The organism is Salipiger sp. ABN3_019, from assembly GCF_056158605.1.
Genome location: NZ_JBSWTP010000006.1, coordinates 224,930 through 246,485 on the forward strand (window position 1 = coordinate 224,930; position 21,556 = coordinate 246,485).

The 21,556-nt window shown below is 59.0% G+C and carries 19 protein-coding genes and 1 pseudogene; 11 read left to right on the forward strand and 9 right to left on the reverse strand.

The window, feature by feature from the left end; all coding sequences use genetic code 11:
• Nucleotides 1-2: 2 nt before the first annotated feature.
• Genes ACXAD2_RS07340 through ACXAD2_RS07370 form a run of 7 tightly spaced genes read right to left on the reverse strand, consistent with a single transcriptional unit; the run spans nt 3 to nt 8,956 of the window.
• The gene (locus ACXAD2_RS07340; protein WP_475168741.1) at nt 3-371 is read right to left on the reverse strand and encodes a response regulator; all 369 of its coding nucleotides are present in this window, start codon (nt 369-371) and stop codon (nt 3-5) included.
• Entirely contained in the window at nt 368-2,365 is a 1,998-nt protein-coding gene (locus tag ACXAD2_RS07345; RefSeq protein ID WP_475168743.1) for an ATP-binding protein, read from the reverse strand. Before ACXAD2_RS07345 ends, ACXAD2_RS07340 begins: the two co-directional genes overlap by 4 nt.
• Before the next feature lie 3 nt (nt 2,366-2,368).
• Complete coding sequence (locus ACXAD2_RS07350; protein WP_475168748.1) at nt 2,369-3,301, reverse strand: response regulator; 933 nt, start codon at nt 3,299-3,301, stop codon at nt 2,369-2,371.
• 13 nt (nt 3,302-3,314) lie between these two features.
• Nucleotides 3,315-4,724 (reverse strand): hypothetical protein, encoded by a 1,410-nt coding sequence (locus ACXAD2_RS07355; protein ID WP_475168752.1) that lies wholly within the window; start codon nt 4,722-4,724, stop codon nt 3,315-3,317.
• Complete coding sequence (locus tag ACXAD2_RS07360; RefSeq protein ID WP_475168757.1) at nt 4,721-6,640, reverse strand: glycosyltransferase family 2 protein; 1,920 nt, start codon at nt 6,638-6,640, stop codon at nt 4,721-4,723. The genes ACXAD2_RS07355 and ACXAD2_RS07360 overlap by 4 nt, the downstream gene beginning before the upstream one ends.
• A 6-nt stretch (nt 6,641-6,646) precedes the next feature.
• Nucleotides 6,647-8,578, reverse strand: coding sequence for a hypothetical protein (locus ACXAD2_RS07365; RefSeq protein WP_475168759.1), 1,932 nt, complete (start codon nt 8,576-8,578; stop codon nt 6,647-6,649).
• Between the two features lie 24 nt (nt 8,579-8,602).
• Complete coding sequence (locus ACXAD2_RS07370) at nt 8,603-8,956, reverse strand: Hpt domain-containing protein (protein WP_475168762.1); 354 nt, start codon at nt 8,954-8,956, stop codon at nt 8,603-8,605.
• 844 nt (nt 8,957-9,800) lie between these two features.
• On the opposite strand from ACXAD2_RS07370, the gene ACXAD2_RS07375 reads away from it, so the two are divergent.
• Nucleotides 9,801-10,418, forward strand: a complete 618-nt coding sequence (locus tag ACXAD2_RS07375) for a response regulator transcription factor (protein ID WP_475168764.1) — start codon at nt 9,801-9,803, stop codon at nt 10,416-10,418.
• Nucleotides 10,419-10,579: 161 nt separating this feature from the next.
• Nucleotides 10,580-11,662, forward strand: coding sequence for an IS5 family transposase (locus tag ACXAD2_RS07380; protein ID WP_475168766.1), 1,083 nt, complete (start codon nt 10,580-10,582; stop codon nt 11,660-11,662).
• A gap of 58 nt (nt 11,663-11,720) precedes the next feature.
• Here ACXAD2_RS07380 and ACXAD2_RS07385 read toward each other — a convergent pair whose 3' ends face one another.
• Entirely contained in the window at nt 11,721-11,939 is a 219-nt protein-coding gene (locus tag ACXAD2_RS07385) for a hypothetical protein (protein ID WP_475168767.1), read from the reverse strand.
• A gap of 723 nt (nt 11,940-12,662) precedes the next feature.
• On the opposite strand from ACXAD2_RS07385, the gene ACXAD2_RS07390 reads away from it, so the two are divergent.
• A complete protein-coding gene (locus ACXAD2_RS07390; RefSeq protein ID WP_475168768.1) occupies nt 12,663-12,941 on the forward strand; it encodes an H-NS histone family protein in 279 nt (92 codons plus the stop codon).
• On the opposite strand, the gene ACXAD2_RS07395 is transcribed toward ACXAD2_RS07390, so the two are convergent.
• Nucleotides 12,934-13,092 carry a hypothetical protein gene (locus ACXAD2_RS07395; protein ID WP_475168875.1) on the reverse strand — a complete coding sequence of 53 codons (159 nt, stop codon included), beginning with the start codon at nt 13,090-13,092 and terminating at the stop codon, nt 12,934-12,936. The two genes, ACXAD2_RS07390 and ACXAD2_RS07395, sit on opposite strands and share 8 nt — an antisense overlap.
• A 190-nt stretch (nt 13,093-13,282) precedes the next feature.
• Between ACXAD2_RS07395 and ACXAD2_RS07400 the strand changes: the two genes are divergently transcribed.
• The 8 genes and pseudogenes from ACXAD2_RS07400 (at nt 13,283) to ACXAD2_RS07435 (ending at nt 21,552) form a co-directional block, all read left to right on the forward strand.
• Nucleotides 13,283-14,449 (forward strand): DUF3500 domain-containing protein, encoded by a 1,167-nt coding sequence (locus tag ACXAD2_RS07400; protein WP_475168771.1) that lies wholly within the window; start codon nt 13,283-13,285, stop codon nt 14,447-14,449.
• Nucleotides 14,446-15,003, forward strand: a complete 558-nt coding sequence (locus ACXAD2_RS07405) for a hypothetical protein (protein WP_475165364.1) — start codon at nt 14,446-14,448, stop codon at nt 15,001-15,003. Before ACXAD2_RS07400 ends, ACXAD2_RS07405 begins: the two co-directional genes overlap by 4 nt.
• A 554-nt stretch (nt 15,004-15,557) precedes the next feature.
• On the forward strand, nt 15,558-16,382 hold the full coding sequence (locus ACXAD2_RS07410; RefSeq protein ID WP_475168772.1) for an ion transporter: 825 nt from the start codon (nt 15,558-15,560) through the stop codon (nt 16,380-16,382).
• 1,029 nt (nt 16,383-17,411) lie between these two features.
• Complete coding sequence (locus ACXAD2_RS07415; protein ID WP_475168775.1) at nt 17,412-17,786, forward strand: hypothetical protein; 375 nt, start codon at nt 17,412-17,414, stop codon at nt 17,784-17,786.
• Nucleotides 17,787-17,954: 168 nt separating this feature from the next.
• Nucleotides 17,955-19,682, forward strand: coding sequence for a cation:proton antiporter domain-containing protein (locus ACXAD2_RS07420; RefSeq protein WP_475168776.1), 1,728 nt, complete (start codon nt 17,955-17,957; stop codon nt 19,680-19,682).
• Complete coding sequence (locus ACXAD2_RS07425) at nt 19,679-20,311, forward strand: exopolysaccharide biosynthesis protein (RefSeq protein ID WP_475168777.1); 633 nt, start codon at nt 19,679-19,681, stop codon at nt 20,309-20,311. Before ACXAD2_RS07420 ends, ACXAD2_RS07425 begins: the two co-directional genes overlap by 4 nt.
• Before the next feature lie 259 nt (nt 20,312-20,570).
• A pseudogene (locus ACXAD2_RS07430) lies at nt 20,571-21,128 on the forward strand (TerC family protein); the annotation flags it as partial.
• A 73-nt stretch (nt 21,129-21,201) separates the two neighbouring features.
• On the forward strand, nt 21,202-21,552 hold the full coding sequence (locus ACXAD2_RS07435) for a TerC family protein (protein ID WP_475168779.1): 351 nt from the start codon (nt 21,202-21,204) through the stop codon (nt 21,550-21,552).
• Nucleotides 21,553-21,556 lie beyond the last annotated feature (4 nt).

Sequence of the window (21,556 nt, forward strand, 5' to 3'; positions counted from 1 at the left end):
TCTCATGTGGTTAAAGTGACGGATCGGATGTAATCCGCAAGCTTTAGCGGTTTGAAGGGTTTGTGCAGAACGTGGTCAGCACCTAGGCTACGAAACTCGGCCTCCGCCTCCGCCGAGGTACGCGCTGTACACATAACGACGGTAGCTTTTCCGTTATCTGTGTTGGCGCGTGCAGCGCGCAGTACATCTAGACCATCCGGAGGTGGCATCATAACATCCAAAAGCATGACATCGAAAGACTGCGTTTCCAGAAGAGCGAGCGCTTCGACGCCCGATCCGGCAAAAGTCGCCTCGATGTCGTCCTCCATTATAATCGCCAGTTCGATTAACTCTCGGATGTCAGCTTCATCGTCTACGAAAAGAACTTTCATGCGGTAGCATCTTTCGTGCTTCTACGGCGCGGGAACGTCACCTCGAACGTCGTACCACTGCACCGAAAGCCATCGGCCTTAGCCTTGGAAGTGACGGAGATTTCGCCCTTCTGCCGATGAACCAGTTCCCGAGTGATTGCGAGGCCAAGGCCGGTGCCGCTGACCTGCGTCTCTTGGTTGTGAATTGGCTTGGTGAAGCGGTCGAAGAGCCTGTCCATAGAGCCACTTGGAATACCAGGGCCCCGATCTCGGATATAGAACGTGACTCTTTCAGGGGTAGTCCGGGCCCCGACATGCACCTTTCCGCCGGTAGGTGAATACTTGATCGCATTGGAGATCAGATTTGAGAAAATCTGCTGCAACCGGACACGATCCAAAATAAGCGTGGCGTCGTCGTCTGAATCTAGTGGCGTCGCAATTATGCTCACGTCACGACCTATGCCGTATCCTGAGTTGCTGGCTACGGCCTCATCCAAGGCCTGGCTTGCCATCACTGGCTCAAGCTGAATGGAAAGCTGCTGCTGATCAATCGCCTGCAAAGTCAGAATGTCGTTGACCAGCACCAAAAGCCTATCGGCGTTGCGGGCGGCCATGTTAACGAGTTTTATAGCGTTCGATGGTAGCTGTTCTTTGTACCGGTCACGCAAAAGTTCGAGCGCCCCTGCAAGCGATGTCAATGGTGTTCGCAGCTCATGATTAACAGAAGTGATGAAGGACATACGCGCCTCGGAAAGGCGCTCATTTGCGGAGACGTCCGTGAGAACGCAGTAGGCGATATCGGAGCCGTAGAGATGAAGTTTCATGACCCGGCACTCCACAATCTGGTCAATAGGCTCCGAGTTCGCCGGAAGATTAAGTATATAGGAGGTAGGTTCCTCGGCCATTTGTGCCACAGAAGGAAGTCGGTCACGCAACCGCCTGACTGCAGTTTGGTCATTGAAGACATTTAGGAAATTTCGGGCAGCTAGGTTCGAGCGTTGCAGGGTGCCGATATCATCGAAAACGACGATACCGTCCCCGACATTCTCAAAAATCGCATCGAACTCTCGTTGTGTCGTCTCGATCTTGAGCCGGTCCTGTTCTGATCGCCTCAGGCCATTAGCTAACATGATCGACTGAGTTCTTGCGCGTACTGCCGAAAAAAGAACTGTCAGAAACAGCAGGCTCGCGGTCGCGCCGAAGGCTAGAGTACGTTCCCAATAGCTACGCATTATCGCTGTGCGGGATCGGCTTACCTCAACCAGCAGTCCGAGGGATTCTATTGGGTTGCTGGCGGTCATCAGCCGGTCAGGATCCAGATCGCCGAGGATGGTTTCCGTTTCGAATGCTATTTCGCCATTGGTTGCCACGATCCGCACGAGCATATCTTCGTCTAGGTTTTGCAGCGACAGAAGTTCTGCGAAGTACTCTTCGCCCAGCGAAGAAGCGATGACGCCGCGAACAGCTCCGGACCAACTGATGACTGGCCAAGCGATGGGGGTCAAGCGGCGTCCAGTTCCGCGCGATGTGATCGGCTCGCCGATCACAAACTCACTTGGTGACAGGCCGATGGCCTTCTGAAAATAGTTGCGGTCCGATAAGTTCAGGCCGACCAAGCTTTCGACTGAAGCCCACAACACGAAGCCGTCGGCGTCCAGAACAAGCAAGGCGTCGATCTGTGGAATCTCGGCCACCGTGCGCTGCAGCCTGTTTCCATAGATTGCGTCGATATTAGTCGGCAACTCAAACGGCGTGTATGCAATCTCTTGTATCGTTGCCCACATCATTAGATTGGCCACTTCCAAAGATGCGTCCAGCGACTGTTCGAAGAGTTCCGCGAAATGTCTCAACTGCTCCTCTTCTCGGTCTTCGGTGCGATCGTAGTCGGCCCAGCACAAGATAACCATGCCGCTCATAAAGAGCGCAGTAATGCTGACCATCAATATCTGAAACCCAACCCTAGACTTACGCTGCGGCTCGACATCTTCTTCGGGGAAGAACTCGGGGCGTGACATACCTTATCTCGGCTCCACCTCTGAACCCACGATCTGGATGAGCGACCTCGCGGGCTCAAAGGTCCGATCCGCCGCAGCGATTGCTTTGCCAAGGGCCGTCGCTGCAGGACCATTGCCCGGCGGCATCACCGTAGCGGCGATCGAAACAGGATGACTAGCCCAACCCTCGCGCACGCAGACAGCGCTTTCTGCGACGGCACAAATGAAGCGTTCAGCGAGAGATGTCATCTCATCTTCTCTGAGGTCGAGAGTAGCGAGACAGAATAAATCGCCAGCCCAATGGCAGAACATATGCGCGGCGGACAGGTGCACCGCTCCGAGTGGAGCAGCCAAGGTGCGGTAAAGCACCGCAGCCTCATCAGGCGGCAGGACAGCACCATATTTTGGGCTCATTACTCGAAAAACAATTAATCCCACTCGACTAAATTCTCTTTCAGGAATCGCTTGTAGAGCTGCTTGGAATCCCGCCTTATTGTTAAGGATTTCCGTCATCTCAGCAGTGAGTTCTCCAATTTGTCGTCGCCCGCTTCCCGTGGGTCGTCGGCGCTCAAGCTCAGCCTTCAAGCGAAGACAGTTGCGCATGCGGGACCGCAATTCCATTCGGTCGAATGGCTTGGTGACGTAGTCATTGGCCCCCGCCACAAATGCATGGTTAAGTGTTTCCATATCCGCACGGCTTGTCAGCATGATGATCGGTGTATCAACCAGACGGCCAAGTTCGCGGATACGCGCGCACAAATCAACACCATCAATTTCAGGCATCATGACATCAAGTAGTAAGAGGTCTGGCGTAACAGCTCCTGAGCTCAGGTCCTCGAGCGCCTTGCGCGGGCTTTGGTAACAAACAACGCTTTCATAACCGATGTCTGCCAAAGAAGCTCTTATGTATTCTTGCGCGACGTCAGAATCGTCTACTGACATGATGTGGTATGCCATGTAAAATCCCCCTTCAGAACCCTGCCTGCTCGAATACACGCCAGCGGCTATTTTCGTAGATTTGTGTGTAGCCCGGAAGGCGATCTTGCTCGAGCTCAGGAAAGCGAAGCAAAATGCGATCCTTAATTTGCGTTTGGACTTCCGACTTCGGTACAACGACATATGGCGCTTGCAGCAACCCCCCTTCAAGCGCCCAATCGTAGACTGGATCACCTGAAATGACGAGCTGGTCTACATCGCCTATGGTGACCACGATTTCTGGATTACGCTCTGCATCAACCATAACGCCGAGCTTGCCGTCGAGGAATGCAGCTACCTGCGCAGTTGGATTTGGAGTTTCGCCGCCAACCGCCATATTTGCCTTCCACCATTCGCGACTTTCCGGGATCAATGTCTCGCGAAAAACATGCGTTGCGTATACAAGCGTTGCAGCGAAAAGCGCTACGGCAATTGGGGTGCGCACCTCAGACGGAGGCCAGAAGCGTATCCCAATGGCAACAACTGCCATAGTCGGAGCGATGGCAACAATCGGATCACTTTCAACGTAGAGATAGATATTGAGGGCATAGGCACCAAGCACAGACCCCAGAGCCGCAAAGAGCGGCATGAAAAGACTTGGCGTCATGATCGTGCGGAACACCACCGCAAGCGCCACTGGCACGATCCCCAATAGCACGCGTAGATGCTCAGCTGCAGCAATCTGCGAAGGTCCTTCGACAATCTGCGGCACCAAGGTACTGTTGAAAATCTTGGAAACGAAAAAAAGCGACCCAAGAGCAGCTGCTACCGGGTAGAACATGGCAAAAAGGTAGCCGAACGAGGAATTTGAAATCAAGCTTGGCCGCGCCGCGACTATCAAGAACGGAAGCGCACCGAGACTGATCATCAGACCATAGTTGTCCGATAGAGCGACGATCATTAGCCCGACAGCCACTTTCATCATGTCCGGAGCATTGCCGGTAATCCGCAGATTTACGATTCCCCGCGCAAAGACCCATGTCCCCAGCATTGTTAACATACTTTCGGGACCGTCAGCTAAGGCCCTAAGAAAATAAGGATTAAGGCCGAGTAGGGCGACAATCATGCAGCTTCCCGTCAACGAGACCCCGGCATTGAGCCAAAGGTTTCGCAGCCAAAGGACTAGTATGGCTGCTCCGAGGGCCGCTGACAAAATGAAAGGCGAGGGAACGCCGGTTCGTCCCGCAAAAGACTGGACCATTAGAGTAAGGGCATAAGGCACCGGCGGATAGAAGGCATCGAAAGGTATGAAGTGCCCCGCACTGCCGTTGTGCACAATCGCCTTGGCCCAGAGCTGGGTAACATCGGAGGACATGAACCCATGTGCTTCCATCCATCCAAGCACAAGCATCAGAGCCAGGCAGAGCACTAGGGCGAGAGCGGTCCATCCAGCAGCGCGCGTCATGTCATCGGGTCCCGAGCCCCGACCGCTTTATCGAAGCTCGCGGTGCTTTTAGCATTGGCTTCAGCGAGCTCTTTAGCGGTATGTTTCGACAGGCCATGATTGGTTTTCTCCCAATAAAAGGGATTGGAGACCAGCTGCCAGAGTGCTTTGTAGGCTGCGATGGTCATCAATACCCAGTAGCCGACCACCGTCACACCCCAGGGCGCGAGATCAGTCCAGTTTCTCCGAAAAGGAGCCACCATGGTCAGATATATTAAAAGACCATTTCCGGCGAGCAGGTTCACCAGGGACAGATATAGAACCGGCAGCGGGAAGTAGGCCTCGATCGCCAAAGATCCGAAAACAAGCCAGACCGCGAAAATCAGCCAGAAGAGAGGGTTGAGCAGACCAGAGAGGACTGTACCGCCGATGAAAAATACAAAACCGAATACCCCTGCCGATCCAACTGATCTCCAAAGGTGAACTGGACGCCGGGAATGCACCAAGAAGGTTTGCATATAACCTTTGATCCAGCGTGACCGCTGCCTGATCCAGTTGGGTATTGAGACGTTGGCTTCCTCATAGGTCGTGCTGTCGATCACGCCGACCCGGTAGCCTTTCTGGGTTAGGCGAATGCCCAGATCGGCATCTTCGGTGACGTTGAATGGATCCCATGCGTTCAGTTCACGCAGGACGTCCATACGGAAATGGTTCGACGTCCCGCCTAGCGGTATCGGGATGCCCATTCTCTCAAGGCCAGGCAACATCAAGTCGAACCACAAGGAATAATCTAGTGTGAACATCCGCGTAAGCCAATTCTCGCGGGCATTGTAATAATTCAGCCGACACTGGATACAAGCGGTATTGGAAGAGGACTGGTTGAAAGCAGCCACGACCTTTCGAAGCTGGTCGGGTTCCGGCTTGTCTTCGGCATCAAAAATCACCAAGAGATCGCCTTGCGCATAGCGTAGCGCGAAGTTGCAGGCTTTTGGCTTCGTCTGAGGATGAGACTGGGGTACGCGCACGATCTCGAACACGCCTTCAAGATCGAGCTTTTCTGCGGCTTCGATTGTTTCGAGGTCGCCCTCTTCGAGAACAATCTTGATATCAAGTTTCGCCAATGGATAATCGAGATTGCGCAAGGCTTGGGCGAGGATCGGCAATACCTCGGGTTCGCGAAACATTGGGACTAGGACAGTGTAGATCGGCAGATCTTCGTCGCGAAGCAGCTGCGCTTCGGCGGCAATCGCTCGCGACGATGTCTCCTGTGCCGCTCCGCCGATCCAAACCAGCATCCCCTTAAACAGGAAATTTCCAGTATAGAAAATGGTCAGGAGAACATTAAGCGCGATTAGGGTCGTAATCGGCGCAAAGGCGAACCCCAGCAACAGCGCCGAAAGTATAAGGTAGATCACCAATATCTGCGGCGGCGTCACCACCTGCTGCGCCGACATGTCAGGGTCCAGTTCAGCAAGGGCGTAGACAGCCTCGTGGGAGTGCTGGTCTCGGAAGGACTGTTGTAGCGCTGCCGAGATCTGCAAGTGTGACGCCACGACGATGCGTGCATTGGTGCCATAGAGTTCGCGTATATGAAGCAGCGTTCGCGGCCCGGGACGGGAGGTGGCCACGGTAACGCCCTTCGCGTCTTTCTTCAGTGGGATAGTCGAAAAGCGGTTCATTTGCCCGGAATCAAAACGACGCACCAATTCATCGTCGGCCCGATCTTGGTCCAGATCGACCAGCGGAAGGTCATGATATATCGCGATCTGTTCGTACAGCTCTCGCGAAGTCAGCCAGCGCCGAGAAAGCAAGACCTGTATCAACGATACGTTCCAGAGCTCGGCAAGGCCTTCGGCCTCATCAAGCTGCTCTGCCTTCAAGACGCCTCGTTCAAGCAGCAGTGTCCCGATCGCTTGACTCTCCGCATCAAGCTGCATCTGATATTAGCCTTTCAAATCGCCACCGCGATTTCGGTAGATTCGTTGGAATACCACAAGTATGACCAATGTCAGCAGCGCCCAGAGCATACCGACAATCCAAGGACGATATTTTGCAAGAACCTGAGCAAGACTGACGCGATCCGGGTAGCTGACGGAAAGCACCGGGTTCGTCCTCATTGAAGTTGACACGATCATTCCCTCCTGCCCGAGCAACGCCAAGTCACCACGATTGAAGATCAGCGGCGTTCGCTCCGTCGGTTCGGGCGCGGGGCCGCGCCCTGGGCGAAGCCAAAGGCCCTCCTCTTCGTTACGAGTCACGATTTGCACTACACCCAAGCGGTCAAGTTCATCACCCGCGAATACGATTTCACCCTCGCTATCTGAAATCTCAACGCGGCCAGCGTCAAAGCTGATGGTGGGCTCTTCGTCGGCTGGAGAGCTGTCCGAAACCACAAGGAATGGCATCCCGGGCTCAATAGCGCTGATAGAGGCGCGGGGTACGATGTTAGCCCGGTCCGGAATCATACTGCCCGCAACGGTGGCGATCCAAGGCAGGGTTTCGCGGAGGTCAAGCGCAGGATCGAGCACGATCTGCACACCATCGCCATAGTCTCGGCGAAGCGTGAAGAAGTGACTTCCAGTGTTGGATTCAGTTAGGTGTAGAGCACTGCCTGGCAGGATCTGCGCCGGGTAACCCTGCGGCTTGAACCGACAGTCCCCCCCTGTGGGTTGGCGCTGAAACGAGATCCGCAGCTGGTTGTCCCTTGCGATCAGGCCCGGCGGGACATCGAAAGTCAAACGCTCAGGCATACCGGAGGACAACGGCCGATTGCCCAGCAGCGCTTCGTTGAGGAAGACCGAGGCGGTTGCGCCTCGTCCCTCGGCATCAAGCGCCGCTGCCATTACGAGGCTTACCGCCCCCACCGTCTTACCCGCCGGCAAATCGGAAGACTGGAAGGGGACAAGCACATCGTGGGTCGACACGACCGCTCGAGGCGTCAAGTCGGCAGCCAACGCCGTGAGCGGTAGTATGTCCTCGTCCAAGTTGTCCCGCGCGATCGCTGTAGTGATGGCGCTCTCGCCGCCGGCTAGACGGGACCACCTTGTCGCCAGTTGCCATAGTCCAAGCTGCGGATCGGTGCCACGCACCACGAGTTCAGGGAAATCCGCGCCGCTTTTGACTTTCATCTCGCTTTGTACCCCAGAGGTTCCAACATCGATCTGCACGGTGCCTTCCGTCCAATTCTGCCCCGTGTTCGTCTCTGGTGAGACGAACCGGAGGTTGCCCGCCTCGGCGCCGAACAACGCAGAAGCCCGTGTTGTTGCAGCCAATAGACCAAGCGAAGGCTGGCCGGGCAAAACGACGCGCATGCGTTCAGGGCGGAAGACAGAAAATTGAGCAGGCGTTTTGATGCGTTCGGGGTCAAGTGCCAGTGTCACTGTCAATTCCGGCGCGATCTGGATGAAATCGCCAGACGCCCGTTCATCGACACAGACCCGGTCAGAGAAAGCACCTGAATAAGTAAGCCCGATCGCGAGAAAACCGGAAGAGACCGCAGCGGCGTCGAACGGCACCTCTAGGCTGAAAGTTTCCTGTCGGTCTCCGAGACCCTCGGTCAAGGCCGGCCTGCCGGCCACAGAAACTTGAAGGTACCGATCCACTGGTACCGTGGCACCGTGTGAGATTTTCAGAGTAATAATCCCGTTGAGCAAGGGCGTCGCGTCTGGAACCGGTATGAAGACTGTAGCTTGCCCCGAAAGCTGGCGAAAGATCAGCCCGGTTCCAAAGCCTGCCTCGCGTAGCGTGATGCTTCTCTTAATAGATTTCGAAGACATTTCGACGGTAGTGGAGGGCAGATCGTTCGCAATCTCTTGCGCCCATGCCCCAAATGGCATGACGGCAATGACGCCGGCAGCAATACTGGCAAATTTCACGAGAGGTTCATCCCTTGACTTCACTCAGCAATCCGCGAGCTTCGAAGTTGCAACAGCAAGCATATCACAAACCAATTCTTGAATGAATGAGCGGCTTTCCTCATCTAGAGGCGTGCCACGATCATCGGATACTTCTGCGATTGCCAAACCCCGGCGGGCTGCGACTTCAATGTCATAAAGCTCAAGCATCGCGGCACTCCCAGCGATGTCATGCAGCATCCTGTGCAGCATGCGAGAGCGGCTCTCCTCGGTATCCTCATCCTCGATGCCGGCCAGAACATCTGAGATCGTCCGGACGCGCTGGGGCATTTCCGAGAGAAATCGCTTGCGGATACAAGCTACGCGCTCGGAGAACGCCATGCCTTCAGTTTTTGTCATATCTGCTCTCTTCCATCTGCCTCAAGCCTAAGCCCAAAAAGCTCTTGCGGAAAGAGAAAGTAGGCAGCCCTTAGAGCCCATGGTCGCGGTGTGAGCCTGAGTGGGCTGGCGGCCTCTTCGGCCGAACTCCGTTCGGGGACGCGCCCGCCCAGCGGGTGCCGAGCCTCAGCTACAGGCGATAGACTACATGCAGGATAACACGTTCACCGGATTGGATGTCCAGAAGGCGCCGATCTCAGTCGCAGCTGGGCAAGGAGAACGCTGCGGCGTGACTCACCTCTGGAAACTGTCGCACATCGACCTGATCATGTGCGCAAACTGGTCGGCAAAGTCGCCGCTGGCAGAACATAAAATACCACTAGCTTTTGAACTTCCAGCGCTTATAATGAAATAAACACCATCAAAAACAATCAATACACAACACCCATGCCAGGAGATTAATGTGGGCAATAACTACTGAAAAATAAAGGAAGCATTCCCCTTCTCTGCCTGCTATCTAATCTTCCTTTAAAACGAAGACTCAAAGCAGTGATAAAAGGCGCGCCAATATGGAAAAGATTCGCGCAATGGACACAGGCTCACCAATATTTGTAGGATCGGATCGCATCAAATACGGTCATTGAAGACACCTGATTGAACCGCTGATAAATTAAGGGCCGCAAATGCAGGTGAACTTCTATAAATAAAGCCAGAGACTTAGCAGAGGGTTCTCACGATATTTATGGTGATACCGTAAATGGAACCCTCAATAATATCACAAATAATGTAGTCGTTAATCGATATAATAACTCAGCCCAACCCTCACCAAAGGCCATTAAGAACCGCGAAAGGCTCGGGTTCTACAATGAAAATTCTGATTGCTGATGATGAAGCACTTCTAAGAGAAGCGTTAGGCGCAACTCTTGAGAAAGAACACTTCATTTCTACAACAGTTTGCCGAGATGTGGATCAATCTCTCGAGCTATTACGTGAGAGGGATCAGAGGTTTGACGTTATCGTATTGGACTTCAATATGCCAGGCATGGATGGATTTTCCGGGCTGCGAAAAGTGAACCGACTGGCGAAGAGAACGCCCATTGGGGTCCTATCTGCAACTTGCAATTTAGCCACCGCACGAGAGTGTTATCAGAAAGGTGCGTCAGGCTTCATCCCCAAGAGCTTGGGCATGTCTGAAGTCGTCAGCGCAATAAGATTGCTCGCCCTGGGGGAGATTTATTTCCCGAGTGAGTGGTTTGCGATGAGACACCATTTGGAAGAGAACAAAAGAAAGACATTCGGGCTTTCTCCTCGAGAGAGTGAGATGTTATCGGGCTTACTCCAAGGACTCTCGAACAAGGAGCTCGCACTAAGGTCTGGACTGCAAGAAGTAACTGTTAAAATGCATATTAAATCTGTATTTCAAAAGCTAGGAGCTAAAAATAGGACCCAGGCCGCGCTCAAGGCGCGCGACCTCGACCTTTAGACTGAGGACTTCGGCTACGGGGGTTTCCAACCAGAAGTCTTCGCGCATGTCGAATGTCTCGCCTATCCGTGCTTTCGCCCCAAGGAAGTTGGACACCTCCGGAAACCACTAGCTGATTGATGATCATCGTGATTCACTGTCCGTAACGGGTGGAGGGGATCATGGCCAAGCAATCAGGGTTCTGGAGCGTCGACGACCGGCTGGCGGAGATTTCGGCGGGTGGCGATCCGCTCGAGACCCTGAACAGCACGGTGGATTTCGAACGTTTCCGTCCGATCCTTGAGCGAGCGGCTGGCTGCCCGCGCAGTTCGAAGGGCGGTCGTCCGCCGCTGGATGCGGTGCTGAAGTTCAGGATGCTGGTGCTGCAAAGCCTGCATGGCCTCAGCCTCGAGGCGACCGAGCGCATGGTCAGGGATCGGCTCAGTTGGATGCGCTTCTGTGGGTTGGGCATCGCTGACACCGTGCGCGATGCGAACACGCTGTGGGACTTCCGGGAGGCGCTCATCAAGGCCGACGCGCTCGATGAGTTGTTCGAGGAGTTGGACCAGGCGATCAACCAAGCGGGGTTCATTCCGCGCGCCGGTCAGATCATCGACGCGAGCCTCATCGCTGCCCCGCGCCAGCGCAACTCCGACGGCGAAAAGACGGCGATCAAGGCGGGCAAGACCGCGTCCGAGATCTGGCCGGACAGGCCCGCTAAGGCGGCGCAGAAGGACACCAACGCGCGCTGGACAGTCAAGTATTCCAAGGCGAAGACGCGCGCGGACGGCAGCAAGCCGGTCGATCTCGCGATCCCGACCTTCGGCTACAAGAGTTATATCTCCATCGACCGCCAGAATGGGATCATCCGTCGCCAAATCATTACCGACGCGGCACAGCATGATGGCGCGCGTCTGCGCGAGGGGCTTGTTCAGACGGTGAATACCGGGCGCAAAGTCTGGGCGGATACCGCCTATCGGTCGGCCGAGAACGAAGCCTGGCTCGCTAACAACGGCATGGTCAGCGAGATCCACCGCAAGAAGCCGCGCGGGCGCCCCATGTCGAAACCCACATCCCGTGCCAACTGTCGCAAATCCGTTGTCCGCTCGAAGGTCGAGCACGTCTTCGGCCACCAAAAGGACCGCATGGGACTGATCATCCGCACCATCGGTCTGCCGCGTGCAAAGGCTGCTATCACGATGGCAAACATGGTCTACAACATGGGTCGATTGCGATGGCTTCTCAGCCGAGTTGCCCCCGCCTGACGCCAACCCAGCCAGAAGACCCGCCTAACGAATTAAACGTGCCGCGCCAGCGAGCGCATTAGCGCATTCGACCGGACGATCGGTGGCCGCCGAACGGGTTATCGGAGGTCTCCAGTTGATCGGTTGCCCTTTTCGGCTGCCTTCTTTTGAGGTTGACCTGCGCGCAAGCTTCGGCCCTGGTCGGCACGGCGGCCTTTTCCTGAAAAAACTTTCGGGCTCGCAGCAAGGCGCTGCACTGTTGGCTTTCGAGAGTTTTCACATGCACCGAGCGGTACATGTTCCCCTGCTTCATCTATGCGCGGCCCCGCTCATCATTGCGATCGGTCTTGTTCACCTGAGGCTCGAGAGAGGCCTTCGAGTGCCTTGTCTCTATGGAGATCACCGGGGGCCAGTCCCTGCCAGACCTTCGAAAAACTATCGCGACAGTGATCCTGCGTCAACTCCGGTCCGCTCGGCACGAACCCCGATGCTGCTGACCGCGAAGGCGAGGTCATTGAGATGACTCGGCACACTCATCTCTAGGCAGAACTGGCTGTTCTCTTCGCCAACGCAAATGGCGATCTCTTCGACCCCTACATCCAATCCTACACAATGCTTCATTCTCCATTTCTTTCCCAGATGCTAGCGGTTTATTTTCTTAGACCAGGTTTTACCATCAGCTCGAGGCGTAGAATCTACCGCATATGTATTGGAAGAGGTGCGCAAGCTCGCATATACCTACCGACCTTAAAACAAGGAAGTCTTTCTACTTAAGTGTCTCTGAAATGATCCAACTTCCGAAATACCACTGAAGGGCGATTTTTACCTGCACCTAAATGTCTTGGCATCAGTCAAATTTCTCCAAGCAAACATGGCAGCATCAAACCCAATCCAGATAATGCTACTAAGGTCACATTATCGCGACTTGCAGTCAGCTTTCATTCCCACGACATAGGGCCCATCCCAATTTAGAACAATGCCCCCGCAACTCGATCTACAATCAATATCAAGAGAAGATCTGGTGGCGCTGAGCAAGAAAGTTGACAAAGCTCTCGCCGACTATGACGTCCGCAAGAAAGCCGAAGCTCGAGCCGCCGCCGAGGCTCTTGCAAAGGAAGCCGGGTATTCCCGCTCGGAATTGATGGAGGCCGGCAGCACCAAAGGCTCGAAGGGCACGCCCAAGTACGCACACCCCGAGAACTCGGCCCAAACGTGGACTGACCGAGGACGAAAGCCGAAATGGGTTGAGGAACACCTTGCTGCCGGTGGTGATCTCGAAGCCTTGGCAATCGTTAAGTAAGCGTATCGATTTTGGAACTAACCCCGACCGAAAAGGCGGGGTTAGTTCTGGCGCAAGCTGTATTGTTTCGGGCAGCATCTGAATAGCCCCGCTCGGTGATCTGCGCGACCGCGTCCCGCTCGAACTGATCGCTGAACTTGCTGCTGCTCATCATGGCCTCCTTGCCTCAAAATTAGCGAAGAAGGCGTCCACGGTACACGGGGCTATTCATTTCATGCCAATCAGAGCCGGATTGGGAAGCTTGTGGTGTGCTTGGTCGGTTGCCGGGCATCACCTTGCTTTTTTTCTTGGTGCCCCCGATGCTGAGGGCTGAATGCAGTGACTCCACAAATGGATTGCCAATGTCTCATCGTTTTGAACTTGTCGGCGTCGCTGCGCTGGCCGCTTTTCTGGTCTCACCGGTCTTTGCTCAAGGTCACGATGGCCCGCCGCCGATGTCGGAGGAGAATCAGGCGCTGAGCGAAGCGCTTCAGGAGCGCATGGGCGACACCAGCACCTTGATGGAGACAGTGCCGATCCCGGACAGCGCTGCCGAATGCGGTGACACGCCGGGCTATGACCGGATGCTTTGCCTGATTGATCTGCTTAGGGCGGACGTGTCGGAGGATGTCCTCGAACACCTGCAACTGGAGTATTCTCGCACCGAGGCGGAATACTGGAGCAACCTGCCTGCGGGAGCCTTCCCCAAGCGTCCGGGTGTTCTGCTGGGCGAGCTGAACACCAAGCAGCGCGGGCTGGTCAAGGCGATCATGATGGAAGCCACGAGCCGTGAAATCGACGAGGGCTGGGACGAGATGATCCAGACACTCAACGCCGACGACTACATCAACACCGTCAGCACCGACTACAAGGCCGGCTATTCCTCTTTCAACACCAAGTTCGCCTTCCTGGGCACGCCCGGGCCGACCGGTGTCTGGGAGCTATACTACGGCGGGCACCACATGGCCTTTGCCAATACCTTTGTCGATGGGGAGTTGGCTGGGGCCACGCCGTCCTTCCGGGGCGTCGAACCTTTCCCCTATTTCGAAATGAACGGCCGGGTTAACCAGCCCCTGACGCAGGAACGTGACGCCTTTGCTACGCTGCTCAGCGCACTGTCGGAGGATCAACGCGCAGTTGCCGAACTGGAAGGAACCTACCGCGACATCCTCGCCGGGCCGCAAGCCGATGACGCGATCCCGGACAGCTTCGAGGGCCTGCCGGTCTCCGAATTGGGCGAGGATCAGACCGCCCTGCTTCTGGCCGCGATTGAGACCTATGTCGGTGATATTTCCGACACCGAGGCCGCAGCGTACACGGAAAGATACACATCCGAATTGCCCGAGACCTATCTCGGTTATTCCGGCACGCCGCAACTGAGTGCGGAGGATGATTACGTCCGGGTGCATGGGCCGTCGCTCTGGATCGAGTTCTCGCTTCAATCGAACAAGTCCACTGACAAGGTGGGGAACCACCCGCATTCTGTCTGGCGCGATCTGGCGGACGATTACGGCGGACAGAAAGAGTGATCTGGCGGTCCGGCCTGCTCGCGCTTGTGGTATTTATTGGCAGTATCGGGGCTGTTCTGGCACATGCCTTGCCCGGCAGCGTTCTTCTGTTGCGCCAGCAAGGATCCGCATTGCAGTTGACGATCCAATTCCCATTGGACGATCTCATTGTCGCGGCGCCGGAACTCTCTGCGTTGGAGGAAGTGGCGGCAGGCCAACCGTGGCCGCAGGAACTGACCACGGCCCTAGCGCGCTATCTCGAGCGTCATCTTCTCTTGACAGATGAGGATGCGCCCTTGGACCTGACAATGACCGATGCGCGCATTCAGTCCACTTACCATGACCACCTGGGTCAATTTTCCTTGGTCGTCAGCCAGTGGCACGTGACGGGCTCCGTGGATCGCTCACCCCGTCTGGTGCTAACCTATGACGCTGTGATGCACGAGGTGCGCAATCATCGTGCCGCGGTTCTATGGGGTGAGCAGAACGGAGAATTGCGTCCGATTTCAGAGTTCGGCTACTTCGGCGCAGCTGATGGCGTTCCGCTCAATCCGACCGCGGCCGGTCCGGAGTGAGCGAGCGCCAGAACCAGCTCCGATATCTATCGTCTTCGAAGTGACTTGAGCTCCGGCAAGCGCCAGGTAGAAACCCGGCATTTACATGTTTATGCGGTCCAAACGGACCTTGGTGTGAGATGCAGCGAATGTCTGCAAAGTCCGCAAATTGTGAGTTCGCCTTTGCCTCGGCTTCGCAACCGCAGCGAATGGCCGGTCGTGGGAAGATGCCCCACCGCGGCGGAATTGGGACCTGCCACCAGCGCGGCAACGTAGCTGTCGCTCAGCATGCGGGGCGAAAGGCCGCGGGTCATCACCGCCTAAATCTTACCGGACCTCGAGCGTCGTAAATGGTCCACGGTAAAGGGACTGGTCTCCTCGCTCATCTTGTGCGCATGCGACGGAAACCAACGATCCTCGAGGGTCTCTGCACTGCTACGCGGCTTCCCACGACAGATTGCCAAGCCATTCCTCGCAATCGTGATCACACCAAAGCGGCGATGCGTTCCTTCGGGCTGGCACATCACCTCCGCCGAACCTAGATGCCTCAGGATTTCACAGGGAGCCGACGCAGGATGCGCCAGACCATTTCCGATTTTCTCGACCGACCCACAACGCGTTACACGATCATGGGGGTGATCCTATTCAACGCGATCATTCTCGGGCTCGAGACTTCCGGGGCGGTGATGAACGTCGCTGGCGACCTGATCGTCGCGCTAGACACGGTCTGTCTTGCGATCTTCGTGGCTGAGCTCGCTGCCAAGCTCTACGCGCGCGGATTGCGCTTCTTTCGCGATGCTTGGAACGTCTTCGATCTTCTGGTGGTTGGCATCGCCCTTGCCCCGGCCACCGGAGGGCTCGCGGTGCTGCGCGCGCTCCGAATTCTCCGGCTGCTCCGGGTGATCTCGGTTGCGCCGACGCTGCGCCGGGTGGTGGAAGGATTCATCTCGGCGCTACCTGGGATGGCTTCGGTGTTTCTGCTGATGGGGGTGATCTTCTATATCGCCGCCGTGATTGCGACCAAGCTGTTTGCCGCAACCTTCCCCGAGTGGTTCGGCTCGCTGGGCCAATCCCTTTACACGCTGTTCCAGGTCATGACGCTGGAGAGCTGGTCGATGGGCATAGTCCGCCCGGTGATGGAGGTACACCCCGAGGCATGGATGTTCTTCGTGCCTTTCATCCTGATTACAACCTTCGCAGTGGTGAACCTCGTGGTCGGCCTCATCGTCAATTCGATGCAGGACGCCCATGCCGAGGAAACAAATGCCGCCACGGACACCTACCGCGATGAGGTCATCCGGCGCCTCGCAGCCATCGAAGAGCACCTGAAGGATACAGATGGAGCTAAGGATCTGCGTGCCGCCGGCCTGAGTGGCGAACGGGTCCGGGCAAGTCGATAGGTCGGCAGAAGGACGTCCGGGTCGACGAGGTCGAAAGATTCAGGGCTGGCGGAACCCGTCGCCACTTGGATGCGAACCATCGCTGGGTTCCGTTCCTTGCTGCGTCGATGTTCCACTTGCTGGCCAGCCCGCCACCTCGCAAGCGACCGATACCTTGTCTCCCATTCCTCGCGGCAGTCCCGTCGCGCCAGGGTGTCTTCCCAAGAGCATCCACGAACCAGCACAGGACGGAGCCGACCTCATCGTCATGCCCACCTGATTAGCGCTGAATGGGCTCGAGGTCAGGATCACTATGGCGGGACCGCCCAGCCTGGCGTGCGCGAAAAAGCGTCGATGTTGCCATAGTGTGTCGCGGCCCGGCCTTGGCGCTCGCAAGCCAATGCAGCATACAACTCCGCTACAGCGAACAAACTGCCCAAGCATGTACCGAGATGCGCGCGAGGTTCCCCGACGCGACCTTCGCGTGAGGCGGAAACACGCCCAGACTTCATCAGTTTGAAGACACGCACACCTTGAAGGAGAGGTCGGCGATGCTACCTCTGGTTGGCAACATATCCACTCACGGTATGGACGATCAGAGGCGCACTTTCCTTTTTCGGGAAGTGCGCCTCATTCGTGACGGGACCTCTCTCCACAGGCAGCGCTGATTGTAGCCGGTGGCGTCCGAGGCCCGGACCATGCTGCCTCACTAAATGACGATGCCCAAAAGACCCTTTCCCGAACACGAAGTGCGACACCCCAGCGGAGAGACCTCCGGCTCGCTCCATGTCACCGCGACGTCGGCAGCCCCGCGTCACCCGCGCCTTGAAGCGGTGTCTGCCCACCCGCGCGACGCCCTCAAGGGCGCCCCGCACCCCCGCGTCTCGCGGCAGGGCGAACTGCACCCCCGCGTGCATGCAGCCCCGGCGCATCCGCGGCGCACCCGGCGTCCATGACGTTTTGGTATCCAAGCCTCGCGCGCCAAAACTTTTTTCCCCAGCGATGATGCGCCCATTGCATTCACCGCCGCCGCGCCCATCTCCACAACATATGTCTGCAATCCTGTCCCGCCTTGCCCCCACCTTCCGCCTGCTGCTCTGCAGCCTGATCGTAGCGATCGGGCTCATGCAGGCTGATGTCTCGGCGCGCAGTCAGGGGCAAAGTCTGGCACAGGAGCGGGCCGAGCTATCGGCAGCGGTGCGCACCACGCTCACTGCGGATGCGGCCATTCTCGCGCCGGCGATCTCGCTCATCGACCATCACAAGCCGCGCGCGGCGGCGCCGGCCGCGGGGGCGCTGCCGGCGCTCCCCGAGCTGACGCCGCCGCCGCCGCGCTACCTGCTGCTGGCCGCGCCGCGCGCGCCGCCGCTGGCCGAGGGGCTGCCGCCCGGCAGACCCCGCGCAAGAAGCCCTCCGCAAGCCTGACATCCGAAACCCCGACCCGCCCCGCGCGGGCCGGGTGAACTGCGTTGGCGCGCCGCCTTTGGCGGAGCTCCGGCGCCGGGGTGCCCGCGTTGACCATTGCGCGCCCGGCCCTACGCCCGCGCAGTTGTCTCGCTCTATGTCGACGCTTCCAGTCAAGGGCATCCCAACTTGCTTCACGACACCCCTCTCATCGCAACCATCGTTGCGGGCCTCGTGCTCGCATGCCTCCTAGGCCTTGCCGCGCAGCGACTGCGGCTGCCTGCGCTCGCCGGCTACCTGCTGGCCGGCGTTCTTATCGGCCCGTTCACCCCCGGCTATGTCGCCGACCAGCACCTTGCGTCGGAGCTTGCCGAGATCGGTGTCATCCTGCTGATGTTCGGGGTCGGGCTGCATTTTTCGCTGAAGGATCTGAGCGACGTCAAGGCGATCGCCATTCCCGGCGCCATCGGCCAGTTCCTCGCCGCCACGCTGGTCGGCGCCACGCTCGGCTGGGGGCTCGGCTGGGGCTGGGGCGGCGGGCTGATCTTCGGCCTCGCGCTCTCCGTCGCCTCGACCGTGGTGCTGCTGCGCGCGCTGCAGGACCGGCGGCTGATCGAGACCGAGCGCGGCCGCATCGCCGTGGGCTGGCTGATCGTCGAGGATCTGGTGATGGTCCTCGCGCTGGTGCTGCTGCCGCCGCTCGCCGGGCTGCTCGGCGGCACCGCCCCGATGCCGGCCGCCGTGGAGGGCTCTGCCCTGTCCGGTGCGCTCGGCCTCAGCCCCCTCCTCGCGACCCTGCTGCTGACCGGCTTCAAGGTAGTCAGCTTCGTCGCGCTGATGCTGATCGTCGGCCGGCGGGTCATCCCGCGCGCGCTGCAATACGTCGCCGGCACCGGCTCGCGCGAGCTGTTCAGCCTGGCGATGCTGGCCATCGCGCTGGGGGTCGCCTTCGGCTCGGCGCATCTCTTCGGGGTGTCGCTGGCGCTTGGCGCCTTCTTCGCCGGCATGGTGATGGCCGAGTCGCCGCTGTCGAGCCGCGCCGCCTCGGACACGCTGCCGCTGCGCGATGCCTTCGCGGTGCTGTTCTTCGTCTTGGTCGGCATGCTCTTCGATCCCCGCGCGCTGATCGAGGCGCCGCTGGCGCTGGCCGCGACCGTGGCGATCATCGTCGGTGCCAAATCGCTTGTCGCCTACGGCATCGTCCGCAGCTTCGGGCATGACCGGCAGACCGCGCTGACCATCGCCGCCAGCCTTGCGCAGATCGGCGAGTTCTCGTTCATCCTCGCGGTGCTGGGCACCAGCCTCGGGCTGCTGCCGACCGAGGGCCAGGACCTGATCCTCGGCGGCGCGATGCTGTCGATCCTCGTCAATCCGGCGCTGTTCCGCGGCATCGACTGGCTGGCGCGCCGGCGCCAGCCCGAGCTGCCCGAGGGCGCGCCGGTGCCGGAGGTGCCGCCCGCCGATGCCGCCGCCGAGCTTGCGGATCACGTGGTGCTTGTCGGCTACGGGCGGATCGGCAGCCAGGTCGCCGCCGCGCTGGCGCGCGAGGGCGGGCAGGTGCTGGTGATCGACGACCAGCCCGAGCGCTGCGCCGAGGCGCGCGCCGCGGGCCATGCGGCGCGCGTCGGGCTTGCGCAGGACGAGGCGCTGCCGGCGCGGGCCAACATCGCCGCGGCGCGGGTGCTGGTGCTGACCATCCCCAGCGCGCTCGAGGCCGGGACGCTGGCGCGCCGCGCCTGCGAGGCCAACCCGCGGCTCGAGATCCTTGGCCGCGCCGATGCCGAGGGCGAGGTGGCGCATCTCTATGACAGCGGCGTCGATCACATCGTGCGCGGCGACATCGAGGTGGCCCGCGGACTGGCCGAGCTGGTCGCTTCGCCGAGAGTTCGCAGCGCCGCGCGGGGCAACGCGGCATGATGCACGCCTCGCCCCCCAAGGTGCCGCTTTCGGCGCTGCTGCTCGGCCACCGCGCCGGCGCCGGTCACCCGCCGGCCGGAACCGCGGCCGAGCGCGTCTCGATCGGCGACCTCTTGACGCTGCTCGCCGGCCGCAGCGGCGCGGCGCTGATGCTGGTCTTCGCCCTGCCCAACGTGGTGCCGATGCCCCCCGGTGTCTCGGGGCTGCTCGGCTGGCCGCTGGTCTACCTGTCGTGGCAGCTGATGCTGCGCCGTCCGCCCTGGCTGCCGCGGATCATCCTCGAGCGGTCGACCAGCGTGGCGGGCTTCCACGCGCTGATCGCCCGTGTCGCGCCGCTGCTGGAGCGCGCCGAACGGCTGCTGCGCCCGCGGCTGCCGCTGATGACCACACCGCTCGCGATGCGCGCAGCCGGTGCCGTCTGCCTTGGGCTCTCGGTGATCCTGCTGCTGCCGATCCCGCTCGGGAACATGCTGCCAGCGCTGGCGATCAGCCTCTTTGCGCTGGGGCTGCTCGAACGCGACGGGCTGTGCCTGCTGCTCGGCTTTGCGGTGGCCGGGCTTTCGGTCGCGCTGGTCTGGGGCGTGCTCTGGACCCTGCTCAAGGCGGTGGTGCTGCTATGGCCACTCTGACCCCCGCCCCCGCAACACCGCGCGTGCAGAAATGCCCGCGCGGCGCCCTTGTTCTTCCCCTCCGTCACTCCCACCTCGAGAGCCGTGGGCCGGGCTCCTCTGGCGAGCGCCAAAGCGCACGTGATGTCGGACCGCATCGAGAGCGCTCGATGCCCGGCCCGGATCGCCAGACGACCCCCCGCGGACCTCGAGCCTCGTTCCTTCGATGAGGTCCATTATGGAAATCCTTCTTACCCTGTTTCTGGGGCAGCCGCTGTGGATGTGGCTGACCTTCCTTGCCATCGTGATCGGGCTGCTGGTGCTCGATCTCGGCGTCTTCAACCGCGACGACCACGTGATCGGCGTGGCCGAAAGCCTGAAGACCTCGGCGCTCTACATCACGCTCGGCCTTGCCTTCGGCGGCTTCGTGTGGTGGCAGCTGGGCACCGAGCCCGCGGCGCAGTACCTGACCGCCTTCGTGGTGGAAAAGACGCTGGCGCTCGACAACATCTTCGTCATCGCGCTGATCTTCGGCTTCTTCGCCATCCCCGCCGCCTACCAGCACCGGGCGCTGTTCTGGGGCATCCTCGGGGTGATCGTGCTGCGCGGCATCATGATCGGCCTCGGCGCCACGCTGGTCGAGCAGTACCACTGGGTGCTCTACGTCTTCGCCGGCTTCCTGATCCTCACCGGGATCAAGATGCTGTTTGCCGGCGGCGAGGAAGAGCATGACCTTGCCAGCAACCCCGTGGTGCGCTTCCTCAAGCGCCGGCTGCGCGTCACCGACGAGATCCACGGCCACGCCTTCACGGTGCGCAGACCCGACCCCGCAACCGGCAAGCTCATACGCTACGCCACGCCGCTGCTGCTGGCGCTGATCGTGATCGAGCTGGCGGATTCTGGTGTTCGCGGTGGACTCGGTGCCGGCGGTCTTCACCATCACCACCGATCCCTACATCGTCTACACCTCGAACATCTTCGCGACCCTCGGACTCCGGGCGCTCTACTTCGCGCTGTCAGCGATCCTGCGGCGGTTCACCTACCTGAAATACGCGCTGTCGGTGCTGCTGGTGTTCATCGGCTCCAAGGTCTTCATCGCCGACCTGATGGGCTGGGAGAAGTTCCCGCCGGTCTGGTCGCTGGGCATCACCTTCGCCATACTGACTGTGGGCGTGGTCTATTCGCTGTGGAAGACCGGCGGCGATGCCGGCACCCCGCCCGAGACCGGCCCCCACACCCACCCCGCACACGAGGCCCGGTAACCGC

Coding starts and splice junctions, on each gene's coding strand:
- ACXAD2_RS07415 (WP_475168775.1), top strand. CDS start 17,412: ATGTCTGCAATCCTGTCCCGCCTTGCCCCCACCTTCCGCCTGCTGCTC.
- ACXAD2_RS07360 (WP_475168757.1), bottom strand. CDS start 6,640: ATGCAGCTTGATGCGGAGAGTCAAGCGATCGGGACACTGCTGCTTGAA.
- ACXAD2_RS07400 (WP_475168771.1), top strand. CDS start 13,283: ATGTCTCATCGTTTTGAACTTGTCGGCGTCGCTGCGCTGGCCGCTTTT.
- ACXAD2_RS07355 (WP_475168752.1), bottom strand. CDS start 4,724: ATGACGCGCGCTGCTGGATGGACCGCTCTCGCCCTAGTGCTCTGCCTG.
- ACXAD2_RS07375 (WP_475168764.1), top strand. CDS start 9,801: ATGAAAATTCTGATTGCTGATGATGAAGCACTTCTAAGAGAAGCGTTA.
- ACXAD2_RS07350 (WP_475168748.1), bottom strand. CDS start 3,301: ATGGCATACCACATCATGTCAGTAGACGATTCTGACGTCGCGCAAGAA.
- ACXAD2_RS07380 (WP_475168766.1), top strand. CDS start 10,580: ATGGCCAAGCAATCAGGGTTCTGGAGCGTCGACGACCGGCTGGCGGAG.
- ACXAD2_RS07410 (WP_475168772.1), top strand. CDS start 15,558: ATGCGCCAGACCATTTCCGATTTTCTCGACCGACCCACAACGCGTTAC.
- ACXAD2_RS07370 (WP_475168762.1), bottom strand. CDS start 8,956: ATGACAAAAACTGAAGGCATGGCGTTCTCCGAGCGCGTAGCTTGTATC.
- ACXAD2_RS07340 (WP_475168741.1), bottom strand. CDS start 371: ATGAAAGTTCTTTTCGTAGACGATGAAGCTGACATCCGAGAGTTAATC.
- ACXAD2_RS07425 (WP_475168777.1), top strand. CDS start 19,679: ATGATGCACGCCTCGCCCCCCAAGGTGCCGCTTTCGGCGCTGCTGCTC.
- ACXAD2_RS07395 (WP_475168875.1), bottom strand. CDS start 13,092: ATGAGCAGCAGCAAGTTCAGCGATCAGTTCGAGCGGGACGCGGTCGCG.
- ACXAD2_RS07345 (WP_475168743.1), bottom strand. CDS start 2,365: ATGTCACGCCCCGAGTTCTTCCCCGAAGAAGATGTCGAGCCGCAGCGT.
- ACXAD2_RS07385 (WP_475168767.1), bottom strand. CDS start 11,939: ATGTACCGCTCGGTGCATGTGAAAACTCTCGAAAGCCAACAGTGCAGC.